The 19445-nt window shown below is 51.7% G+C and carries 21 protein-coding genes (1 of these 21 running past the window's edge); all 21 read right to left on the bottom strand.

Going from position 1 to position 19445, the window contains the following annotated elements; translation table 11 throughout:
• Positions 1 to 1378 carry the 5' portion of a LysM peptidoglycan-binding domain-containing protein gene (locus MHH82_RS07815; RefSeq protein ID WP_340964906.1) on the bottom strand. Its footprint begins 341 nt before the window's first position, so the window shows 1378 of its 1719 coding nt (coding positions 1–1378); its start codon is at positions 1376 to 1378; the stop codon falls past the left edge of the window.
• A 163-nt stretch (positions 1379 to 1541) separates the two neighbouring features.
• On the bottom strand, positions 1542 to 2426 hold the full coding sequence (gene ilvE / locus MHH82_RS07810) for a branched-chain-amino-acid transaminase (RefSeq protein ID WP_015734030.1): 885 nt from the start codon (positions 2424 to 2426) through the stop codon (positions 1542 to 1544).
• Complete coding sequence (gene pheA / locus MHH82_RS07805; protein ID WP_009594007.1) at positions 2427 to 3314, bottom strand: prephenate dehydratase; 888 nt, start codon at positions 3312 to 3314, stop codon at positions 2427 to 2429. It lies immediately after the preceding gene.
• Complete coding sequence (gene thrB / locus MHH82_RS07800) at positions 3311 to 4279, bottom strand: homoserine kinase (RefSeq protein ID WP_213580569.1); 969 nt, start codon at positions 4277 to 4279, stop codon at positions 3311 to 3313. Before thrB ends, pheA begins: the two co-directional genes overlap by 4 nt.
• Positions 4276 to 5349: a threonine synthase gene (gene thrC / locus MHH82_RS07795; RefSeq protein ID WP_015734028.1), complete on the bottom strand. Its 1074-nt coding sequence runs from the start codon at positions 5347 to 5349 to the stop codon at positions 4276 to 4278. The genes thrB and thrC overlap by 4 nt, the downstream gene beginning before the upstream one ends.
• A 61-nt stretch (positions 5350 to 5410) precedes the next feature.
• The gene (locus tag MHH82_RS07790) at positions 5411 to 6697 is read right to left on the bottom strand and encodes a homoserine dehydrogenase (RefSeq protein WP_015734027.1); all 1287 of its coding nucleotides are present in this window, start codon (positions 6695 to 6697) and stop codon (positions 5411 to 5413) included.
• A gap of 58 nt (positions 6698 to 6755) precedes the next feature.
• Positions 6756 to 7193 (bottom strand): ACT domain-containing protein, encoded by a 438-nt coding sequence (locus MHH82_RS07785; protein WP_009594028.1) that lies wholly within the window; start codon positions 7191 to 7193, stop codon positions 6756 to 6758.
• 235 nt (positions 7194 to 7428) lie between these two features.
• Positions 7429 to 8088: a hypothetical protein gene (locus tag MHH82_RS07780; RefSeq protein ID WP_015734025.1), complete on the bottom strand. Its 660-nt coding sequence runs from the start codon at positions 8086 to 8088 to the stop codon at positions 7429 to 7431.
• A gap of 48 nt (positions 8089 to 8136) precedes the next feature.
• Positions 8137 to 8886, bottom strand: a complete 750-nt coding sequence (locus tag MHH82_RS07775; RefSeq protein WP_145038544.1) for a hypothetical protein — start codon at positions 8884 to 8886, stop codon at positions 8137 to 8139.
• Positions 8887 to 8910: 24 nt separating this feature from the next.
• Complete coding sequence (locus tag MHH82_RS07770; protein WP_145038546.1) at positions 8911 to 9669, bottom strand: hypothetical protein; 759 nt, start codon at positions 9667 to 9669, stop codon at positions 8911 to 8913.
• 20 nt (positions 9670 to 9689) lie between these two features.
• Positions 9690 to 10991: an SPFH domain-containing protein gene (locus MHH82_RS07765; RefSeq protein ID WP_145038548.1), complete on the bottom strand. Its 1302-nt coding sequence runs from the start codon at positions 10989 to 10991 to the stop codon at positions 9690 to 9692.
• A gap of 282 nt (positions 10992 to 11273) precedes the next feature.
• Complete coding sequence (gene obgE / locus MHH82_RS07760; protein WP_145038550.1) at positions 11274 to 12584, bottom strand: GTPase ObgE; 1311 nt, start codon at positions 12582 to 12584, stop codon at positions 11274 to 11276.
• A gap of 13 nt (positions 12585 to 12597) precedes the next feature.
• Positions 12598 to 13338, bottom strand: a complete 741-nt coding sequence (locus MHH82_RS07755; RefSeq protein ID WP_235201772.1) for a Spo0B domain-containing protein — start codon at positions 13336 to 13338, stop codon at positions 12598 to 12600.
• 171 nt (positions 13339 to 13509) lie between these two features.
• The gene (gene rpmA / locus MHH82_RS07750) at positions 13510 to 13821 is read right to left on the bottom strand and encodes a 50S ribosomal protein L27 (protein WP_009594004.1); all 312 of its coding nucleotides are present in this window, start codon (positions 13819 to 13821) and stop codon (positions 13510 to 13512) included.
• A 17-nt stretch (positions 13822 to 13838) separates the two neighbouring features.
• Complete coding sequence (locus MHH82_RS07745; protein ID WP_009593993.1) at positions 13839 to 14171, bottom strand: ribosomal-processing cysteine protease Prp; 333 nt, start codon at positions 14169 to 14171, stop codon at positions 13839 to 13841.
• Between the two features lie 13 nt (positions 14172 to 14184).
• Positions 14185 to 14496 carry a 50S ribosomal protein L21 gene (gene rplU / locus MHH82_RS07740; RefSeq protein ID WP_006208810.1) on the bottom strand — a complete coding sequence of 104 codons (312 nt, stop codon included), beginning with the start codon at positions 14494 to 14496 and terminating at the stop codon, positions 14185 to 14187.
• Between the two features lie 161 nt (positions 14497 to 14657).
• Positions 14658 to 15893, bottom strand: a complete 1236-nt coding sequence (locus tag MHH82_RS07735; protein WP_340964884.1) for an Rne/Rng family ribonuclease — start codon at positions 15891 to 15893, stop codon at positions 14658 to 14660.
• Between the two features lie 119 nt (positions 15894 to 16012).
• A complete protein-coding gene (locus MHH82_RS07730; RefSeq protein ID WP_015734018.1) occupies positions 16013 to 16876 on the bottom strand; it encodes a M50 family metallopeptidase in 864 nt (287 codons plus the stop codon).
• Positions 16869 to 17777 (bottom strand): M23 family metallopeptidase, encoded by a 909-nt coding sequence (locus tag MHH82_RS07725; RefSeq protein ID WP_015734017.1) that lies wholly within the window; start codon positions 17775 to 17777, stop codon positions 16869 to 16871. Before MHH82_RS07725 ends, MHH82_RS07730 begins: the two co-directional genes overlap by 8 nt.
• 172 nt (positions 17778 to 17949) lie before the next feature.
• Positions 17950 to 18744, bottom strand: coding sequence for a septum site-determining protein MinD (gene minD / locus MHH82_RS07720; protein ID WP_009594006.1), 795 nt, complete (start codon positions 18742 to 18744; stop codon positions 17950 to 17952).
• 3 nt (positions 18745 to 18747) lie between these two features.
• Positions 18748 to 19410: a septum site-determining protein MinC gene (locus tag MHH82_RS07715; protein WP_015734015.1), complete on the bottom strand. Its 663-nt coding sequence runs from the start codon at positions 19408 to 19410 to the stop codon at positions 18748 to 18750.
• Positions 19411 to 19445: the final 35 nt, after the last annotated feature.

Below are 19445 nucleotides of genomic sequence, written 5' to 3'. Positions count from 1 at the left end.
ATGCCCCAGCATTGTAGTTCATTCCCTCCTGCCACGGCTGATACGATGCCCCCATGTCAGGCGCGTACGGATGATGCCCTTGTTGTGGGTACCCGAAATGCGGCATGTGATGGTGCGACCCCATTTCTCCCCCGTGGCATCCGCAAGGAGACGGAACATAACCATATGTCATTGCTGTATGATGATGCTCGGGATATGGATGGTAGTCGGAAACCATATTCCCTGTATAAGATTCCGTGATTGAGAACTGGGAATATTCCATGCTCATCGGCTGTTCAGAAAGACCCGGATATCCTGAAACTGTACTTCCCCAGCCTTCATTGTAGGAAACCGGCATCGCTTCCTGCGGCATGTTGTGATACGGATGGACGGCATTGCCATAATCGGCGCCCGGCCATTTCATAGGCTCATGACACCCGCAGGGACCTTCATGAAGACCGAACGGAGGCATTGCAAATGCGGGTGCCTCTTTAAAAGGAAACTCCGGACACGGATGCGGCATCATCTGCATCGGCATCTGGGCAAAAGGCGGACATGGTTCGGCTATGGGATGAACAGGATGCGGAAATGGCATGGTTTTGACAGGATACGTATACTCCGGCTCCATAGGTTTATATGGAGATATGAATTCGGGTTTGAACTCTGGCTTGAACTCCGGTTTGAATTCTGGTTTGAACTCTGGCATGATTACGGGCATTTTAAATTCCGGCATCACTTCCGGTTTTTTCACCTCTGGCATAATCTCTGGTTTCTTGATTTCCGGCATGATGATCGGCTTCTTGATTTCAGGTAATATCTCCGGTTTGTATTCCGGTTCCATTTTCTTAGGCTCCTCGGGGAAAGGCGAAATCTCCGGAAGCTTCGGCAGAATCGGCGGCTCAGGCTCCTTAACCTCAGGAACGACAGGAGGCTGCTCGATCGGCGCTGTTATTTCTTCCTTAACTCCGGTGTAATCCTTGCTGCCGGGTTTCTTCTTGCCTGCAGCTGCACCGCTGCCACTGCTCATGGAAACCCCGTCATTAACGCCGGACTCCATAGAACCGCCAGATGAAGGGATGTTGACGACTTCCCCCACCAGCAGGGCATTCGGATTTTTAAGCTGGGGATTGGCATTGATGATTTCCTTCAGAGTGACTCCCCATGCCTTGGACAGTTTCCAGAGGGAGTCTCCCTGCTTTACCGTATGCTTATGGATAATGGGTTGGCTGCCGTCAGGGACCTGAACGGGCTCGGTCGGAACTTTGATCTTGGCACCGACATCGAGCTTATTCGGATCCACCAGCTGTGGATTGGCATCGATGATTTTCGCTAAAGGTACGTCGTATTTTTTGGACAGCTCATATAGGGTGTCGCCTTCCTTGACGATGTGTATCTTCACGCCGCTAAAACCTCCTACACTCTTCTAGGCGTCATGTAATTCGCCCGCTTTCGTTACTACATCCTATGCACGGAATAGGCGATTGACATCCCTCTGGGCAAAAAAAATCCTTTCATCGACATGAAAGGATGGTTTAAGTCGTTTATTTAGTTGTCCTGAAACCCTAGGATTCCCATACTTTATAACCGTCTTGATCCACAATTTTGCGGAATTCCTCCAGCAATTGCAGCGTAACGGGACCAGCCTGGCCTTTTCCGATGATCCGTCCGTCAATTTCGCGGGCCGCAATGACCTCGGCAGCCGTGCCCGTAAAAAATACTTCGTCCGCAATATATACGTCATGCATGCTGAACGGCTCTTCCTTCAGTTTAATGCCGAGTTTCTCGCATAAATCGATAATGGCCTGGCGCGTAATGCCTTCGAGTGCGCCAAGATAGCACGGAGGCGTAGTGACTACACCGTTTTTGACGATGAAAATGTTGTCCCCGGAGCCTTCCGTCACATATCCCTGCGCGTTCATCATAATAGCCTCATCCGCTCCCGCAAAGTTGGATTGGATCTTCACGAGGATATTGTTCAAATAGTTCAAGGATTTGATTTTCGGGTTAAGCGCATCCGGTATGTTACGCCGCTGGGCAACGGAGACGGCCTTCAGGCCATTGAGATAAGCTTCTTCGGAATAAATCGCCAGCTGCTCCACAATGATCAACACGGTCGGTTTAGGGCAGCGGCGCGGATCCAGCCCCAAGTTGCCGGCACCGCGGGATACCACGATACGGATATACCCATTCCGCATGTCATTGCGTCGAATGGTCTCGGCCATAGCCTCCAGCAGTTCTTCATATGCCAGGGGGATGACTAAATCGATGGACTTGGCGGAATCATACAGCCGGTCCAAGTGCTCTTTGCACTTAAAGATGTTGCCGTTATATATTCGAATGCCTTCGAATATGCCGTCTCCGTACAGAAACCCATGGTCAAAAACGGATACTTTAGCATTCTCTTTCGTGACATATTCTCCATCTAAATAGATCCATTGCTCCGACATTTACTTAACCTCCATCTTCTCACTCTCATAGGCATAGCCCGGATAAGAGCCCAGCACTCGAACCAGACATCCCAGCGCTTCAATCTCTCCCATGGCGGCAACCAACAGAACGGAATCCGCTGCGGCCATCACATCGATATAAAAATAGTAATTACCGAGCTTCTTCTTCGTTGGACGGGATTCGATCCGCGACAGGTTCAGGCGACGCCACGCAAAAGCGGAAAGCACCTGATGCAGCGCTCCCGGCACGTCTTCTGGAAGCGTTACGAGAATGCTGGTCTTGATATGTTCCGGCGAACGGTTGACCAATATCGGCTCGCGTCCGATCAGCACAAACCGTGTGTAATTGTTATCATGGTCGGTAATACGCTCAGCAAGCACGTTTAATTCGTGGGTGGCCGCGCCTAGCGAAGTGCCGATTGCCGCCCATCCCCGGCCGGGATTCTCCTTTACGATCTTAACCCCTTCGGAGGTGCTGCCCACTTGCTCCAACTCAGCCTGCGGTGCAGCCTTCGCTAGGAACTGACGGCACTGGGCTGTCGCAACTTGGTGGGACCAGATCTTTTTGATCTGACTGTAATCCATCGTTCCGTCACTTGAACGGAATTCGGCAGCATTACCGATCAGGTTCTGGATGGAGGGATAGACCCACTCCACCTGCATCGGCAGATCCACCTCATTGACCAGCCAATCCATATGAAGGCTTACGGAGCCTTCAATGGTGTTCTCGATCGGGATCACGCTGTAATCGCTTTTTCCTTCTACTGTTGACATAAATACATCAGAGATCAGTTTATGGTGGACAAATTCCACCGGCTCACCATTTAGGAGATAAAGTATCGCTTCATGAGATACCGATCCTGAGGGCAACAAGGCTATTTTTTTCATGCGGTAACTTCCCCTCTAATCATATCCAAAAAGGATCTATTATTAATATCATCCAAGAGCTGGACGCCTTCCGCGACTGGATTCAATGGGTAGCACGAAGACTGGATTCCTTCCGCCTTCATCGTCTCCGTGAGATACGCGCCCAATTCTTCTGCACGCGGTTCGTTCCGGTCCACCAGCGCAATCATCGTCGGACCAGCTCCGCTCAGCGCGATGCCGAGTGCTCCATGATCAGGCGCTTCGGCCAAAATCTTGGACATCCCCGGTACAAGCGGCGCACGATATGGCTGATGGATCCGGTCTTTCATCGCGGCACGAATCAAGTCCAGTCTGCCTGCCGAAAGAGCAGCGGTCATTAAGGAGGACCGACTAATATTATATACAGCATCCGCTAAACTGACCTGGGCGGGCAGCGCTTCCCTTGCTTTGGATGTCGCCAGCTCGAAATCGGGAATCACCACGAGCGTTCCAAGGTCCGCCGGAGGTTCAATGCGCATATAATCCGCATGGGATCCATCCCATACGGCCGCAATGATTCCTCCAAATAAAGAAGCCCCCACATTATCAGGATGCTTCTCAAGATTCGTCGCCATATCAAAAAGCTTGGAATCCGGCAGGGGTGACCCGATTAGAGCGTTGGCTGCAGCCAGCGCGCCTACGATCGCCGATGCGCTGCTGCCAAGGCCGCGGGTAAGCGGAATTTCGGAATACATGGAAATCTCGAGATCAGGAACTGCCTGTCCCGCTTCTTCAAAAACCATTTGAGCCACCTTATAGATCAGGTTGCTCTTATCGGTCGGCAGACCGCCCATCTCATCGCCATGAAGATGGAACACGGTCTTCTCCGACGCTTTCATCTCGATCCAGGAATACAGGGACAATGCCATGCCGAGCGTATCGAATCCGGGTCCCAAATTAGCCGTGCTGGCCGGAACCTTCACCCGGACGCCTTGGGACAAACTCATACCCGCGCAGCTCCTTCAAGCTTAGCGATGGCATCCATTACGGCCGATTCCGTATCCGATACGACGAGCGGTTCGGCGTTCACGGTAGAAATCGCGATATTCGGATCTTTCAGCCCATGTCCTGTCAGCACACAGACAACGGATTCCCCACCTTTAAAATATCCCTCTCGCTTCATTTTATAAACGCCTGCGATGGAGGCGGCCGATCCTGGCTCGGCAAAAATCCCCTCGCGCGATGCGATTTTGCGGTATGCTTCCAAGATTTCCTCGTCCGTAACGTAGTTAATTTGTCCACCGGATTCCTCAGCGGCGGCAACCGCGGTTTTCCAGCTGGCCGGGTTCCCGATGCGGATGGCCGTCGCTACCGTTTCCGGATTCGGAATAGGCTCACCCTTGACGATAGCCATGGCGCCTTCCGCCTCGAACCCAAGCATCTTCGGCAGGGAAGCGGATTTGCCCGCTGCGTGGTATTCTTTAAATCCTTTCCAGTAAGCGGAGATGTTCCCCGCATTGCCGACCGGAATGGCCAGTACGTCCGGAGCTTTGCCCAACTGGTCAACGACTTCGAATGCAGCCGTCTTCTGGCCTTCGATTCGATAAGGATTCACGGAGTTTACCAGCGAAATCGGATGCTTGGCCGTGATCTCGCGAACGATTTCCAGCGCGCGGTCAAAGTTCCCTTCAATCGCGATCACCTTCGCTCCGTAAATCATCGCCTGCGCGAGCTTGCCCAGCGCGATATTGTTGTTCGGAATGATCACGATGCAGTTTAATCCGCCGCGAGCGGCATAAGCAGCAGCCGCAGCCGATGTATTGCCCGTCGAAGCGCACATGATGGTACGGCTTCCTTCTTCCATTGCTTTCGCGACGGCCATGACCATCCCGCGGTCTTTGAATGAACCTGTCGGGTTCAGCCCTTCGAATTTGAAATGCAAATCGATTCCGAGCTCTTCGGATAGATTCACGGCTTTGATGAGCGGGGTATTCCCTTCCTTAAGCGTTAGCAGCGGGGTACGCTCATTTACCGGCAAATATTCTCTGTAGGTTTGCAGCAATCCTTCATACGGCATCTCTCATGTTCTCCTTTTCTTATGAAAAAATTATATATGTTGATTTAATGGATTCTAATCCTTATCCTTCAACGCGGTAAACACTTTTGATTCGGCGTATGACTTCCAGGCCTTCAAAGTGATTCAGCACTTCGTCCATGCTGGCTTTGCTCGCATTGTGCGTAACGATGATTATCTCTGCGTCCGGGTTGTGCTCGTTCGGCTGCTGAACAACGGACTCCAAGCTGACGTTATATTGAGCGAACACCTGCGTAATTTGCGCCAGCACTCCTGCTTTATCGTCCACATGAAGCAGGATGAAATTCTTGTACATGATCTGCTCATCGGTTTTTAGCTTCTTCGGTTTATAAGGAACGATGGCTTTCAGACCGTTAACGCCAAGCTTCAGATTCTTGATGACCGCCACCAGGTCTGCCACAACGGATGTCGCGGTTGGCATCTCGCCCGCGCCCGCTCCGTAGAACATCGTTTCGCCGACGGCCTCCCCGTATACATACACCGCGTTAAATACGCCGTTCACGGCGGCGATGGGATGACCTTTGCGAACCATCGTCGGCTGGACGCTGATGCTGAATTCATCGTCCTGACGCTCCGCGATACCGAGAAGTTTCATCTCGTAGCCCAGACGTTTGGCATAAGCGATATCATCTTTCGTAACCTGCGAAATGCCCTTGACGGATACATCCTGGAGCTCAACGTTCGTGCGGAAGCCGAGGGTACCGAGTATTGCCATTTTGCGGGCCGCGTCCAAGCCTTCCACATCGGATGTCGGATCGGCTTCCGCGTACCCCAGCTCCTGAGCTTCTGCCAGGACATCCTCATAGGAGGCGCCTTCCTGGCTCATCTTGGTCAAGATAAAGTTGGTCGTACCGTTCACGATCCCCATGATTTTCATGATACGATCCGACGAGAAGCCTTCAATCAGCGTGCGGATAATGGGAATGCCGCCGGCAACGCTTGCCTCGTAGAACACGTCGCACTGCTTCTCTTGCGCCTTGGCCAATATTTCGGCACCGTGCAGAGCCATCAGATCCTTATTGGCGGTTACGATGTGCTTGCCGCGCTCAAGCGCTTCGAGGATGTAGGTTTTCGTCTGCTCGATCCCGCCCATTACTTCAACGATGACATCAATCTCGGGATCGCGAATGACCGCCCAGGGATCTTCCGTTAATTTACTCTGATCCACATTGACGCTGCGGTACTTCTCCAAATGTTTGACGGCGATGCGCTCGATCGTAATCGGCGAACCGACCTGACTGCTCAAATCCTCCTGATGCCCCTCAACGATGCGGACAACGCCTGTTCCTACGGTTCCTAATCCCAAAAGCCCTACTTTGACCGGTTTCATTAATACACTACCTCCTGTATCCCATCACATAGATATCTATTTATTCGTCGTTTCTACCCTAACCTTGCCCTATCATCTGCACTCTTCTGACTCCGGCTATCCGCCTCAATCCGTCAAGCAGATCATCCAGCTCCTCATTCAGCCGGGAAACTTCGACGGAAATAACGACATTCGCGATTCCTTGCAGCGGGATGCTCTGATGAATGGTCAGCACGTTCCCGCCTTCACCCGCTACCAGCCCCAGCACCTCGGATAGCATGCCCGAGCGATGTTCCATATCGATGGAAATCGTTACGATTTCATCACGTTCCAATTGATTGATAGGGTGGATGCCGTCCTTGTACTTGTAAAAAGCACTGCGGCTAAGCCCTACCTGCTCGACGGCTTCATGAACCGTCCTCACGTCTCCCGACGCCAGCAGTTTTTTCACTTGCATCGTTTTAACTACAGCCTCGGGAAGGATGTCTTCCCGGACCAGATAGTAGCGTTCCTTCACAAACGTCCTCTCCTCAAAGACTACTGTATTCGTATAGTGGACATTATACTGGATATACCCCGTAAGGGCAATACATAAGTGACCCATTTTTAGCGAACCCGATATTTCCGGGTCAACCCTATAGCCTATACTATATCGCAATTCGAAACGGAACTCATCGGTATTCACGTCAAATTTGCAAATGATGCGTTAAAAAACAGCCCCCGGTATTCCGGAGACTGCCGATAACTTCAAGCTAACTGGTGTATCTCATGGTCAAGCCGCAGTACTCGCACTCTTTTTCCTCATGCCGTGAAATCACGGTTCTTGCGCCGCAGCCGGAACATGCCACAGACTTCGATTCCGTCTTCGTTTGAGATTCAACGGGTTTTACCGGCTCTCTATGCAGCGAACGGATCACCAGCGCGCCATCCTCAATCCTCCCGGCAGGAAGCATGCGCTCCTTCAACATATAGTTCAAATCCCGGATCACATGGGCCGGACTTTGATTCGCAACGATCGCGATATGCTCGATGTAAATTAACCGCCGCTGCAAGACAGCCTCCCTGTAAATTCCGAGCAGCTTCCAGAATTTTTTGTCTAAGAAGTCGGCAGCAACCAGCAAAAACAACGCGGGGATCAATATACACAACGCCATCGCTAAATTATCGTTTAAGAACTGCTCGCTGGTTTCGCTCGTCACTAAATTGATTACCAGGATAACAATATAAGTGCCGAACAATACCCATCCGATCAATCTAAGGTTCCTTCCCTGATAACTGTGATGCTGCTGCGTGGGCAGAATACGAAACGCAGCGATAATCAAAGCTAATGGAAAAAACACATACGTCAGTCCAATAATAAAATAATCGAATGAGGTAAATTGCGATTTAAAAGGCTTTACCGGAACGCTCATACGAAGTTCTCCCCAGTCTCTTCTCTTTTAAATGGTACATCCGACGTGCTATGCCACAATCACGGTACCGCAATACTCGCATTCCTTCCCCTCCACATGCGTTACGACCGTTCTTGCTCCGCAGCCAGGGCATTCCACGGATTTAGGCGCCGGATCGGACGCAGGTTCGGTTCGGGATATGGGGGCCGGGCCTGCAGTCGTATCTCCCATTGAATACTGCACGTGCTGCCCACTGCGAGAAACGAATTCGCCACGGAATGGTTCGGACTTTCTGTGCAAGGACGGGATGAGAACAACTCCGTTGTCGAGCTTTCCGTTAGGCAGCATACGCTCTTCAAACATGAACGTGATATCCCGGATCACGTGTGCAGGCGATTGTCTCGCCTCACGGGCAATGTGTTCGACCTGGACGAGCCCTCGATGCAGGATGGCATTCGAATAGAATTGCAGCAAGCTGCCGAATTTCTTGTCTTCCTTATTGGCGATCACCAGCATGATCATGGCTGGAACCAGAATGATGACGCCCCAAACGACGGTGGCCGAATAGAGGCTTTCGATATCTTTGTCATCAATCGTCGCAAGAATCATGAGCAATTCTATGATTCCATAGGTAATGGCAAGCACCCAGCCGAAAAGGCGGTTGTTCCTTCCCTTACAACGGTTGTGGCGATGGGTGACAAGCACCCGCACGGCTGCCAGCACGATGGCCAGCGGGAAAAAAAGCACGGCCAGCGCGATGATCGAATAATCCATTTTCGTGAACTTAAGTTTAAAACGCTTCGGATTAGAAGCTCCCATATGCTATCCCCTCTATCATCTGCATTAGGTTGATCCCGCCTTTGCCTTCAGAAGCACCGTATTGCGATCCTGCACCGTTCGGAGAATATCGCGGATGATAGGAACGGTTTGCTCTGCCAGTTCCTTGCGCTGTTCAGCTTGCGCCTCGCCGATCAATGTTACTTGGTCCTCCAGCATCGCAATTTTTTGCTGAATCAACTGCTCCTCTTCATATAAGGAGGTATGTGATATGGGATCACTATAACGCAGCGTCTCTTCAAGCTCGGCGATCTGCCGTTCCAACGACGGCATGTTCTCTCCCGGCAGTTCGCTTAGCTTTCTGCGAATCTCCCCGATCCAGGCTACAGTCTCTCTCTTGACCTCGAGATGATCGCTTTCCTTCCGCTCCTGTGCGCCTGCATATTTTGCCGCCAGGAATACGAGCCCAAGAACAACGAAAAATCCAGAAAACGTAATCAGATGAATCATGAAATACGAGGATACAGGCAGCTTAAATAAGTATCCCAGCAAAATAACCTCCAGCACAACGGACACCGTATAGATACCAATTATGATGCCGGAAGCAATATAAAATGGGGTGCCTGACGAAGCTGCCTTCCCCCTGCCGATGACAACACCGATAAATAGGAGAACGGCCGCTTCGGCGCATCCAACGGCAATTCCCGATATCCAAGAACTCGGCTGGAACATCCCGCCGATCCATCCAAACAAGAGGATCGTAACCAACGGAAGCGCAATGGCTGCCAGCCATGCCCCGTTTCGATCCTTGGTTCTTGTATTCACCTGATTCCCCCGCTTTCGCTTCACATCAATTTATGACCGCACTCCATGCAAAACTTCTGGCCCGGTTTGATCTCATGATCGCACCCTGGACATGTAAGCGCGTGACTCGACCCGCAGTGCGGGCAAAACTTGGCTTCGGCATCCACCAATTCTCCACATGCCCGGCAAGGCATCGGCAGCGGTGCACCGCAATCCGGACATTCGGCTGCGCCAGCCGGGTGATCATGTCCGCACTTCGGGCATGCATGGTAAGGATCGCCGCAGTGAAGACAGAACTTTGCATTCGGAGCCAGGGGCTGCCCGCAATCGTTGCACAGGATGGCTTTCGCCGGCGCTTCATCGGCCTGAGTCTGAAACGACTGGCCGCAGCCCGAACAGAACCGCGCTTCTTCCCCGTTCAGCATTCCGCATTTGGTGCATGCCTTCTGCTCGATTTGCATATCGTTCTTCTCTTGAGCATGGTCAAACATATGCCGGGCGGTCTCATACATCGGACCGACCATTCCGAGTCCCATGCCCAGCCCCGTCCCCATGACCGCTGCCGGGCTTCCGGGATTTTTCGCCGCTCCCTCAAGCGTATTAAAGGTTCTTTCCTGATGGTAGGTATAACCGATGATATCCATCTCCGCTTTTTTTGCCAACGCTTCCTTGATTCGGACAGCTGCAGGATCATGCTCCGGTATGTTGATGGAATCCACATAAAAATTCAGCAGGGTAATCCCCATCTCTTCAAATGAAGGCGCAATCGCTTCCATGATGTGTTTGGATATTTCCGCTATGTAAGCATTGATTTCCACAACGCTGATTTTTTTCCGAACGATATAGGAGGATATGATTTCCGTAATGTTGGACATCAGCACGCCGCGGTAATATTTGACCAGCGTTCCCTGATCAAAGGTTGGCAGGGTACCGACCATGGTTCCCAGAAACTTTCGCGGATCGCTGATTTGAACGCCGAATTGGCCAAAGGCCCGGAGCGATACGATGATGTTGTATTTCGGATCCTGCAGCTGGATCGGCGAGCTGGTCCCCCATTTCACGTCCAGCGAACGAAGTTTGTTCACAAACCATACTTCTGCCGTAAAGGGAGACTTCCCTCCGAATGGAAGATTGATGACATTGGATAAAATCGGGATGTTTGCCGTACTCAGCGTATGCCGCCCTGCCGGGAAAGAGTCCAGTGCCTGACCGCCCTTGTACAGGATCGCCTCCTGCGTCTCATGAACAATAAGCTGGGTCCAGGTGCCTAACTCCTGATTCGGATAACGCCAGGCAAACACATCCGGCGGGCCTTCGTATTTTACGACTTCAATAATAGCCATAGTTCTACTCTCCTTTTTGCGCCGTTCCTTCCATCCTGAGATCTATGGAAAAGGTACTATTGTACTACTATTGTATACGATTTATCCGATAAGTGGATGCAAAATTTGGAAAGCGTGATCCGGCATTTCGAGCCAGACTCACAGCCAATGGAATATACGGCTGCGCGCTTCATTCACGATTTATGGGAAGCCCCCTTCCCTTCGCTCACGAAAAAAAATACCGCCAAGCCTGCTGTAGACAGACCTTGCGGTATTTTTGTTAAACATATATTCATCTGAACATCAATAGTAACTGCTGCCTTCTACAAATTCGAATTCGAAATCGCCGATCCGTACGATGGTGCCTTCCGTCGCGCCCCGTTTCCGCAGCTCTTCATCAATGCCCATATGACGCATCGTTCTGGCAAGCTTCAGGATCGCATCATGCGAATTCATCTGCATCCGTTTCAGCATTCGCTCAATTCGCTCACTGTGCACCACATACATTTCATTATCTCTGGTGACGGTGAAGGAATTGTCGTTCTGCGCTTTGAATTTATACACCTTGCGCTCGGAAACTTCGGATACTTCTTCAATCGCCGGCTCATCCGGAATGCTCTCCAGCACATCGATCGTGCGATAAAGAAGTTCCTGGATCCCCTGACGGGTCAGCGAGGAGATCGGCATCACCTCGATGTCAGGGCGAATCTCCTTCACCTTCTCTTTGAAGGCCGCTAAGTACTCCTCTGCTTCCGGCATATCCATTTTATTGGCGGCTACGATTTGCGGCCGGTCGATCAGAACCGGGTTATAGAGCCTAATCTCGTCGTTGATTTTTTGCCAATCCTCGAACGGATCCCGTCCTTCCGTGCCTGCCATATCCACGACGTGGATAATGACGCGGGTTCGTTCCACGTGCCGGAGGAATTCGTGGCCAAGTCCCACGCCTTCATGGGCACCCTCAATCAGGCCAGGCAGGTCAGCCATGACGAAATTGCGCCCGTCCCCGACCTCAACCATGCCCAAATTTGGCGTGATGGTCGTGAAATGGTATGCCCCGATCTTCGGCTGAGCCGCGGATACAACAGACAACAGGGTGGATTTGCCTACGCTCGGGAATCCGACGAGACCTACATCAGCCATCACTTTAAGTTCCATGGTTACGTAGCGCTCTTCGCCCTCTTCTCCATTCTCGGCAAGCTCGGGCGCCGGATTGTTCGGCGTGGCAAAGCGGATGTTTCCGCGGCCCCCGCGGCCGCCTCTGGCAACAACAACCTGTTGACCGTGACGGGTCAAATCGCCAATCACTTCACCGGTATCGTCATCCGTTAAGATGGTACCCGGCGGAATACGGACAATCATGCTCTCCGCATTGGCCCCATGCTGGCTTTTATTGCGGCCCTTTTCCCCGCGCTTGGCCTTGAAATGCTTCTGGTAACGGAAATCCATCAACGTGCGCAGTCCTTCGTCCACCCGGAAAATCACGTCGCCGCCCTTGCCGCCGTCGCCGCCGGCAGGTCCGCCTTCAGGAACGTATTTCTCACGGCGAAACGCAATGAGCCCATCGCCGCCGTCGCCGCCTTTTACATATACTTTTGCCTTATCTACAAACATGAAATCACCTTCCTCAAGTCACAAACGGCAGATACAAGCGGTACGAGGTCTCCCCCGGCTCCGTCTGCTCCACCCGAATGCCTTCGCCTTTTACGGATTGTTCAATCTGAAGCTTCAAGCCCTCCGGATCTCCAAAGGAACCTTCTCCTAGAGCCCATACGATCAGCTCTTGCTCCTGCTGCATAAATGTTAATGTTAACTGCCGGGTATCCCCCCATGACGCCGTTCCGCTCAATTGAAAGGCTCTCACCGTTTGAATGATCGCTTCGGTAAAAGACTCTGCCGTTTGTGGCGATACTTTGTCTTCCAGCTGTACCTGGTCCACCACTTCAACGCAGAGCTGCAGATTGCTGCTGTACGTTCGGTATGAATGTAAATAAAAAACCAATGAAGGAATGCCAAGCTTGGAGATCCTGCTCTCCGTCGCCATCCTGTCCTTTATTCTTTCCACAGAACCCACGGTTTTATCAAGCTTCCCCAGTTGAATGTAGCCGTACAAAATTTGAAGCTCATTCATCCAATCATGACGATGGTGATTCAACATTTGAATCGCCGTCTGCTCCATATTCCGAATGATGGCTTGCTGCCTGCGCTCGTCCGATTTACGGACAAGCCATGCTCCGCAGGCAGACGCGGCGACAGCCCAAGCCGTCAACACTGCTCCTGCAGCCAAAGATGGCTTCCATACCACCCATGCCACCGGTATTACGGAGGTTAACCCCGCCACAGCTGCTATCCATTTCCAGGATTTCATCGCTTCTCCTCGTCTTTCAACAGCAATTGGTTACATTCACCAAATCCCAGTATATCATAGACTTTCAGGACGGTTCATCCCCCTGGATGATCATTCTTTGCGCAATTTACAAAAAAAGAAGCCCCGGCAACGATGCCGAAAGGCTTCTTCTGTATGCAGCATAAGAAACGATTAAGCTTCAACTGCAGCCGCTACTGGAGCGACATCAACCGGGTAGACGCTCACTTTCTTGCGATCGCGACCCCAACGTTCAAATTTCACAACGCCGTCCACTTTCGCAAACAAAGTATCGTCTTTACCGATACCCACGTTCGTGCCTGGATGAATTTTCGTTCCGCGTTGACGAACCAAGATGCTGCCGCCAGTCACTGCTTGACCGTCTGCACGTTTCACGCCAAGACGTTTCGCTTCACTGTCACGACCGTTCTTTGTGGAACCTACACCTTTTTTCGATGCGAATAACTGAAGATCCAATTTCAACATGTTGTCTACCTCCTTCTTCAAGTAGTCAATTCTTGTATTCTTATATACTTGCCGTACGAATCGGCAATTCCCTGTAACATAACAACCATGGATTCGAGAAGCAGTTGAACTTGGCCGGAGACGGAATCATCTGCCGTAGGCGGAAGATTTGCGCTAAGAAAGCCGCCCTTCATCCGGGTCTCCATAACGGTTCCGGTTAACGCTTCAATGGAATTCACCGTTCCCACGGTAATGCTGGAAACTCCAGCACATACAATATCTTCACCTGGATCGGCATATCCCGCGTGCCCCGTTACCTTGAAGCTATGGATCCGTCCATCTCCCCCGCGCAATACTTGTACAGTAATCAATTACCGCACCTTCTTACGCTTGGATTTTCTCGATGGTTACTTTAGTGTAAGGTTGACGATGACCTTGCTTCTTGTGGTAGTTCTTCTTCGGCTTGTATTTGTATACAACGACCTTACGGCCTTTACCGTGCTTCTCTACCTTTGCAGTTACAGTTGCACCGGAAACAACCGGAGTTCCTGCTACCAATCCGTCCTCTTTGGAAACGGCCAGTACACGGTCGAAAGTCACGCTCTCGCCGTCACCTGCAGTCAGCTTCTCGATGAACAATACGTCGCCCTCTTGAACTTTGTATTGTTTACCGCCTGTTTCGATAATAGCGTACATTTGCTTGCACCTCCCTATGTCTCAGACTCGCCTAGTATTAAGGTGTCCGTCCCAAAAGGAACGTTCTTGTGAACCCAACCGGAGCGGTTACAGCATGTGCAGCAACCTATCACTAGACACATACCCAATGATAATATCATATTCCCCGTTCACCGTCAACATCATTCTTCGATAACCACGCCCCGGCCTCCGCAGGTTCCGCAAGGCTTGGCAAAGGGGAGGGACGAGCTTTCACGGGCTTTTTTGCGGGTCATTTCCAGCAGTCCCAGCTTGGTCCATCCGACCACAAAGCTCTTCGTGCGGTCTTTGCGCATAACGGCCTCCATGACAGAAACCACCTGCTGCCGGTGCTCTTCATGATCCATATCGATGAAATCCACGATAATAATGCCACCGATATCCCAAAGGCGCAGAATCCTTGCGATCTGCTGCGCAGCCAGAAGATTCGTCTTCAGTACCGTTTCCTCGAAATTATCCCCGCCGATATATTTGGCTGTGTTCACGTCGATGATCGTCATGGCTTCGGTCTGGTCTACGACGATGGTCACGCCCTCGGGAAGCGTGATTTTCCTTGCGAAGCTGGCTCTCATCTGCTCGTCCAACCCGTACGCTTGAAAAATCGGGCCTCCTTCCGAGTAATATGTAACCTTGGGCTCCATTCCCGGAACGGTTTCCTTCAAATAACTCTTGGTTTCCTCGCCTTTCAGCTTGCTGTCGATCACAAGCTCGTCATGCAGCGGATCAAAGGCATCGCGGAGAAACCGCTGCAGCAGGCCTAAATCGCGATGCAGCAGCGCCGGAACGGGCGCAGATTCCGCCTTGTCGAGAATCCGGGCCCACTCTTTTCGCAAATACTCCAGATCTCCCTTTATGAATTCCAGGGGCTCGTCCTCCGACACCGTTCGGATGATGATTCCCTCTTCATCTGTGCGAAGCTGCTCGCCGATGCTCTTCAGCCGGGCCCTTTCCGCATCGCGTCCGATTTTCTTGGAGACGGCAACATAGTCCGCAGTCGGCATATACACCATGCATCTGCCCGGAAGCGAAAAATGCGTCGTCACCCTCGCTCCCTTGCCGCCTCTGGGTTCCTTCATGACCTGCACGATCAATTCCTGCCCCGCCGTCAGCAGCTGCGAAATCGAAGGCTTCTGCTTGGGCTGCTTCTCTAAATGCGGATGGAGCACATCATCGATATATAAAAACGCGTTCTTTTTCAGCCCGATATCTACAAAAGCCGCCTGCATCCCCGGCAGCACGTTCACAACCCTGCCTTTATAAAAGCTTCCGACAACACTTTGCTCACGACTCCGCTCAACGGCGAATTCGGCTAACCTCCCATCTTCGATGAGGGCCATCTGAATGGTCTCATGTTCACAATGAACTATCATTTGCCTCATGGCTTCACCTCTCAAATGGAAGACGATATTCTATTGTTTTATCCTAACACAATCTCAGATGACATGAATGGATAAAGAATCTTGGCCCGCCCCCCCGTCTTCCTCATGATGTCTACGATTTACGCATACCAGGGCGGACCAGTTGATGCAAAATAAGAAGAGATCACATGCTGCTCCGGAACAACGGCAAGCAGGCTGCCGCGTCCGCTCATGACATAAATCAAATGATACTTCTCTCGTTTAAATAGACGCATGATATCATCCAAAGGTTTCGAAGAATCTGCAACGATTGGCTGGGCAGGACCAAGTCCGTCCAAATTCCGTTCATAAACCTCGCTCCGATTGACCAAAAATCTTAAAAACCGGTAATGGACGTTCCGATAGTCTTCGAAATTGGAATACGCCAGGAAAAGGCCGATCATCAGCACATTTAAACGAACGCCGCCTCCGGAGAATAACGGCTGCAATCCGTAACCGATCATAATTAAACTGCACAAAATGCCTGCGCGGGAAGCCCACAGCAAGGTGGCATGATAAGGGGCAAGCAGGCTGATGACGGCCTGCAGCACTTTGCCGCCGTCCAGCGGCAGAATCGGAAGCAGGTTAAACAACGCGATGACGAGATTCCCCTGAATGATATAAGACAGCAGCTGCTCGTCACCCCACCCCGCCCATTGGCAGGCCAGGGTAATGCCGATCATAATGACATTTTGCAGCGGTCCCGCAAGCGCAATGATGATCTCCTTCATCGCGGTCATCCTGCCGTCGTCTTCAATGACAGCAACGCCGCCGAACGGCAGCATCTGAATGGCTCGTACCTTGAACCCCATCGCTGCCGCGGCGGCGGCATGTCCCAATTCATGAATAAACACGATAATAAACAGGGTCAGCAACTCCAGGAAGCGGCCGGTGAATACGGATGCCAGCATGACAATGACAAAGAGCGGATGCAGCGACAAGACCGTTCCCTTAAACTTAATCAAACGGAATCACTTCCGCCGGATCGACGTCACGATCCCCCTCTTTGAGTTCGAAATAAAGGGAGGGCGGGCTGCCTGTGCCTGAAGATGCCAAAGTCCCGATAATATCTCCGCCTTGAACCCAGTCATTCACCTTAAGCCCGGTTTCCGCCAGCCTGCTGTATGCCGCCGTTCGCTCTCCCGTATGCTGTATGCGTACCGTAATCCCGTTATCAGGATGTTCTTTAACCTCAAGAACGCGCCCGGTCTCTATACTTTTAACCGCCCGGTCCGCTAAAGAACCCCCTCCGGCTTCCAGAACGATGCCTTTCAGATCAACGGCAAAGGATTGAACCACCCTTCCCGAAAGCGGAGGAACCAAAGAGGTCCCGGCATTTACCTTCGTCGAATGCTCGTCGGTTTGTCCAAAAATCGGTATAAAGGACGGCGCGCTGCCAAAATGCTCCTCGTACCATACCTGGGCCGCCTGGAAATCCATCTCATGGCTCAGCCCTTCAATGATAAATGCCTGCGCGCGAAGGGCCCACGGCTGCTGAAACGAAAATACGCCCCATGCCAATCCAAACACCAGCGCACTGACGGCGACGCGGCGGATCAAGCCCGACAGGAACGAAGCTTTTCTTGGCGGTTCTCCCGGAGCACCGGGATCCAGCGTATCATACCAACCGCGATGCCCTTGCTTCCAAAGCCGCTCGGGATCCGGTTCATGCTCTGCGTAACGTGGGGACGGGTTCGCTATGTTGTCCTTGATGAAGCCTGGCTTTGGATTATGGGGATTAGCGGGTGTTTTATCGGGAAGCCCCGTCCAAGACGGCTTATCGTCCTGCGCCGTGAACTGCTCCCCTTCCAGCAGTTCGCGAATGCGGGCTTCTCTTCGGTTCTTGACGGAAGTTTTGATGTCCATTGTTCTCTCCCCCTTGGGGCTTGTTTTCTTACTCTATCCTATGAGGAGATGAGAGATATTTAGAACAAGCCCTGATGAAGAGGCGGACGGGTTCTACGAAAGCCGCTTAGACTGCCGAAGGAGAAAAACAAAAAAACCGATGCCTCCCGGCACCGGTTCTTGGTCGAAACCCTTAACCCATTCCAAAAAACTTTTTGAATTTGGTGAACATTCCTTTTTTCTGATGGATTTGCATCAGCGGAACGGTATCGCCAAGGATACGCCGGGCGATGTTTCTATAGGCGATGGCTGCCTGGGAATCCGGGTTCATCACCGTAGGCTCCCCGATGTTGGCCGCTTTAATGACCATTTCATCATCAGGCACGATACCGATCAGATCGATATTCAGCACCTGCAGCACATCTTCGATTTCGAGCATGTCCCCGGATTTCACCATATTGGGGCGAATCCGGTTCACCACGAGCTTCGGAGACTCGACATGCGAGCTCTCCAGCAGGCCGATAATCCGATCCGCGTCCCTTACGGCCGCATTCTCGGGCGTCGTGACGACAATCGCTTTGTCCGCGCCGGCGATGGCATTCTTGAATCCCTGCTCGATTCCGGCCGGACAATCGATAATGACGTATTCGAATTCCTTTTTCAATTCAAGTACGATATCTTTGACCTGCTCCGGAGAAACGGCATTCTTGTCCTTGGTCTGGGCTGCAGGAAGCATATACAGCTCATCGAAGCGCTTGTCCTTGATCAGCGCCTGGTTAAGTCGGCATCGCCCTTCCGCAACGTCGCACAAATCGTATATAATCCGGTTTTCCAGGCCCATCACGACATCCAAATTGCGAAGACCGATGTCCGTATCAACCAGACACACTTTTTTTCCGAGCAGTGCCAAAGCTGTGCCGATGTTCGCCGATGTCGTCGTTTTACCGACTCCGCCTTTACCTGAAGTTACGACGATTGCCTCTCCCATGTTCTACACCCCTTTAAACACATTAAAATCCCGACCCAAACGTGAGATGTTGCTGATCTTGTCGATCTCCATGCTTCCGTCCTTCAAATACGCAAACTCCATGACCGTTTCCCGCGTTTCCCATTCATCCGGCGGTCTGCTGATCATCTGGGAGATTCGAAGCTGGGTAGGGGCAAAATACGAAGCCGCTATAATCGCCTCCTCGTTGCCTTCTACACCGGCGTGCGCGGTTCCGCGCAGAGCGCCCAATATGTAAATGTCGCCGGTGCAAGTAATCGTCCCGCCTGGATTCACATCGCCGAGGAACAAGAGATCGCCGTCATGATGCAGGACCTGTCCGGAACGCACCATCCCCGTCTTAAGCGCAAGCTTCTCCTCCGGAACGAGCTCGGACGCAAGCGGCGGCGATTCCACATTGCGTATCAGCAAGTTGCCCTTTTGCTTCAATATGTCAAGAATCGTCTGCTTCTCTTCTTCGGAAATTTGCCGGGAACCCAGCTTCACATCCACATGAATGATGGGTCCGGTCAGAATATTCTGATGACTATGCTCCAGCTTATAGCGGAGCTCGCCAAGCAATTCCTCCAGCTCGCATTGATCGTCAAGCAGGAATACCAGGCCATCTTTGATGCCCTTAATCGTCACATGATTGGATTTTACAGCCATAAGCCTGTCCCTCCCATCCCTATACATTTCGCGCT

It is taken from the genome of Bacillus sp. FSL K6-6540 (assembly GCF_038007545.1).
This window is presented reverse-complemented; position numbering and strand designations above follow the sequence as displayed.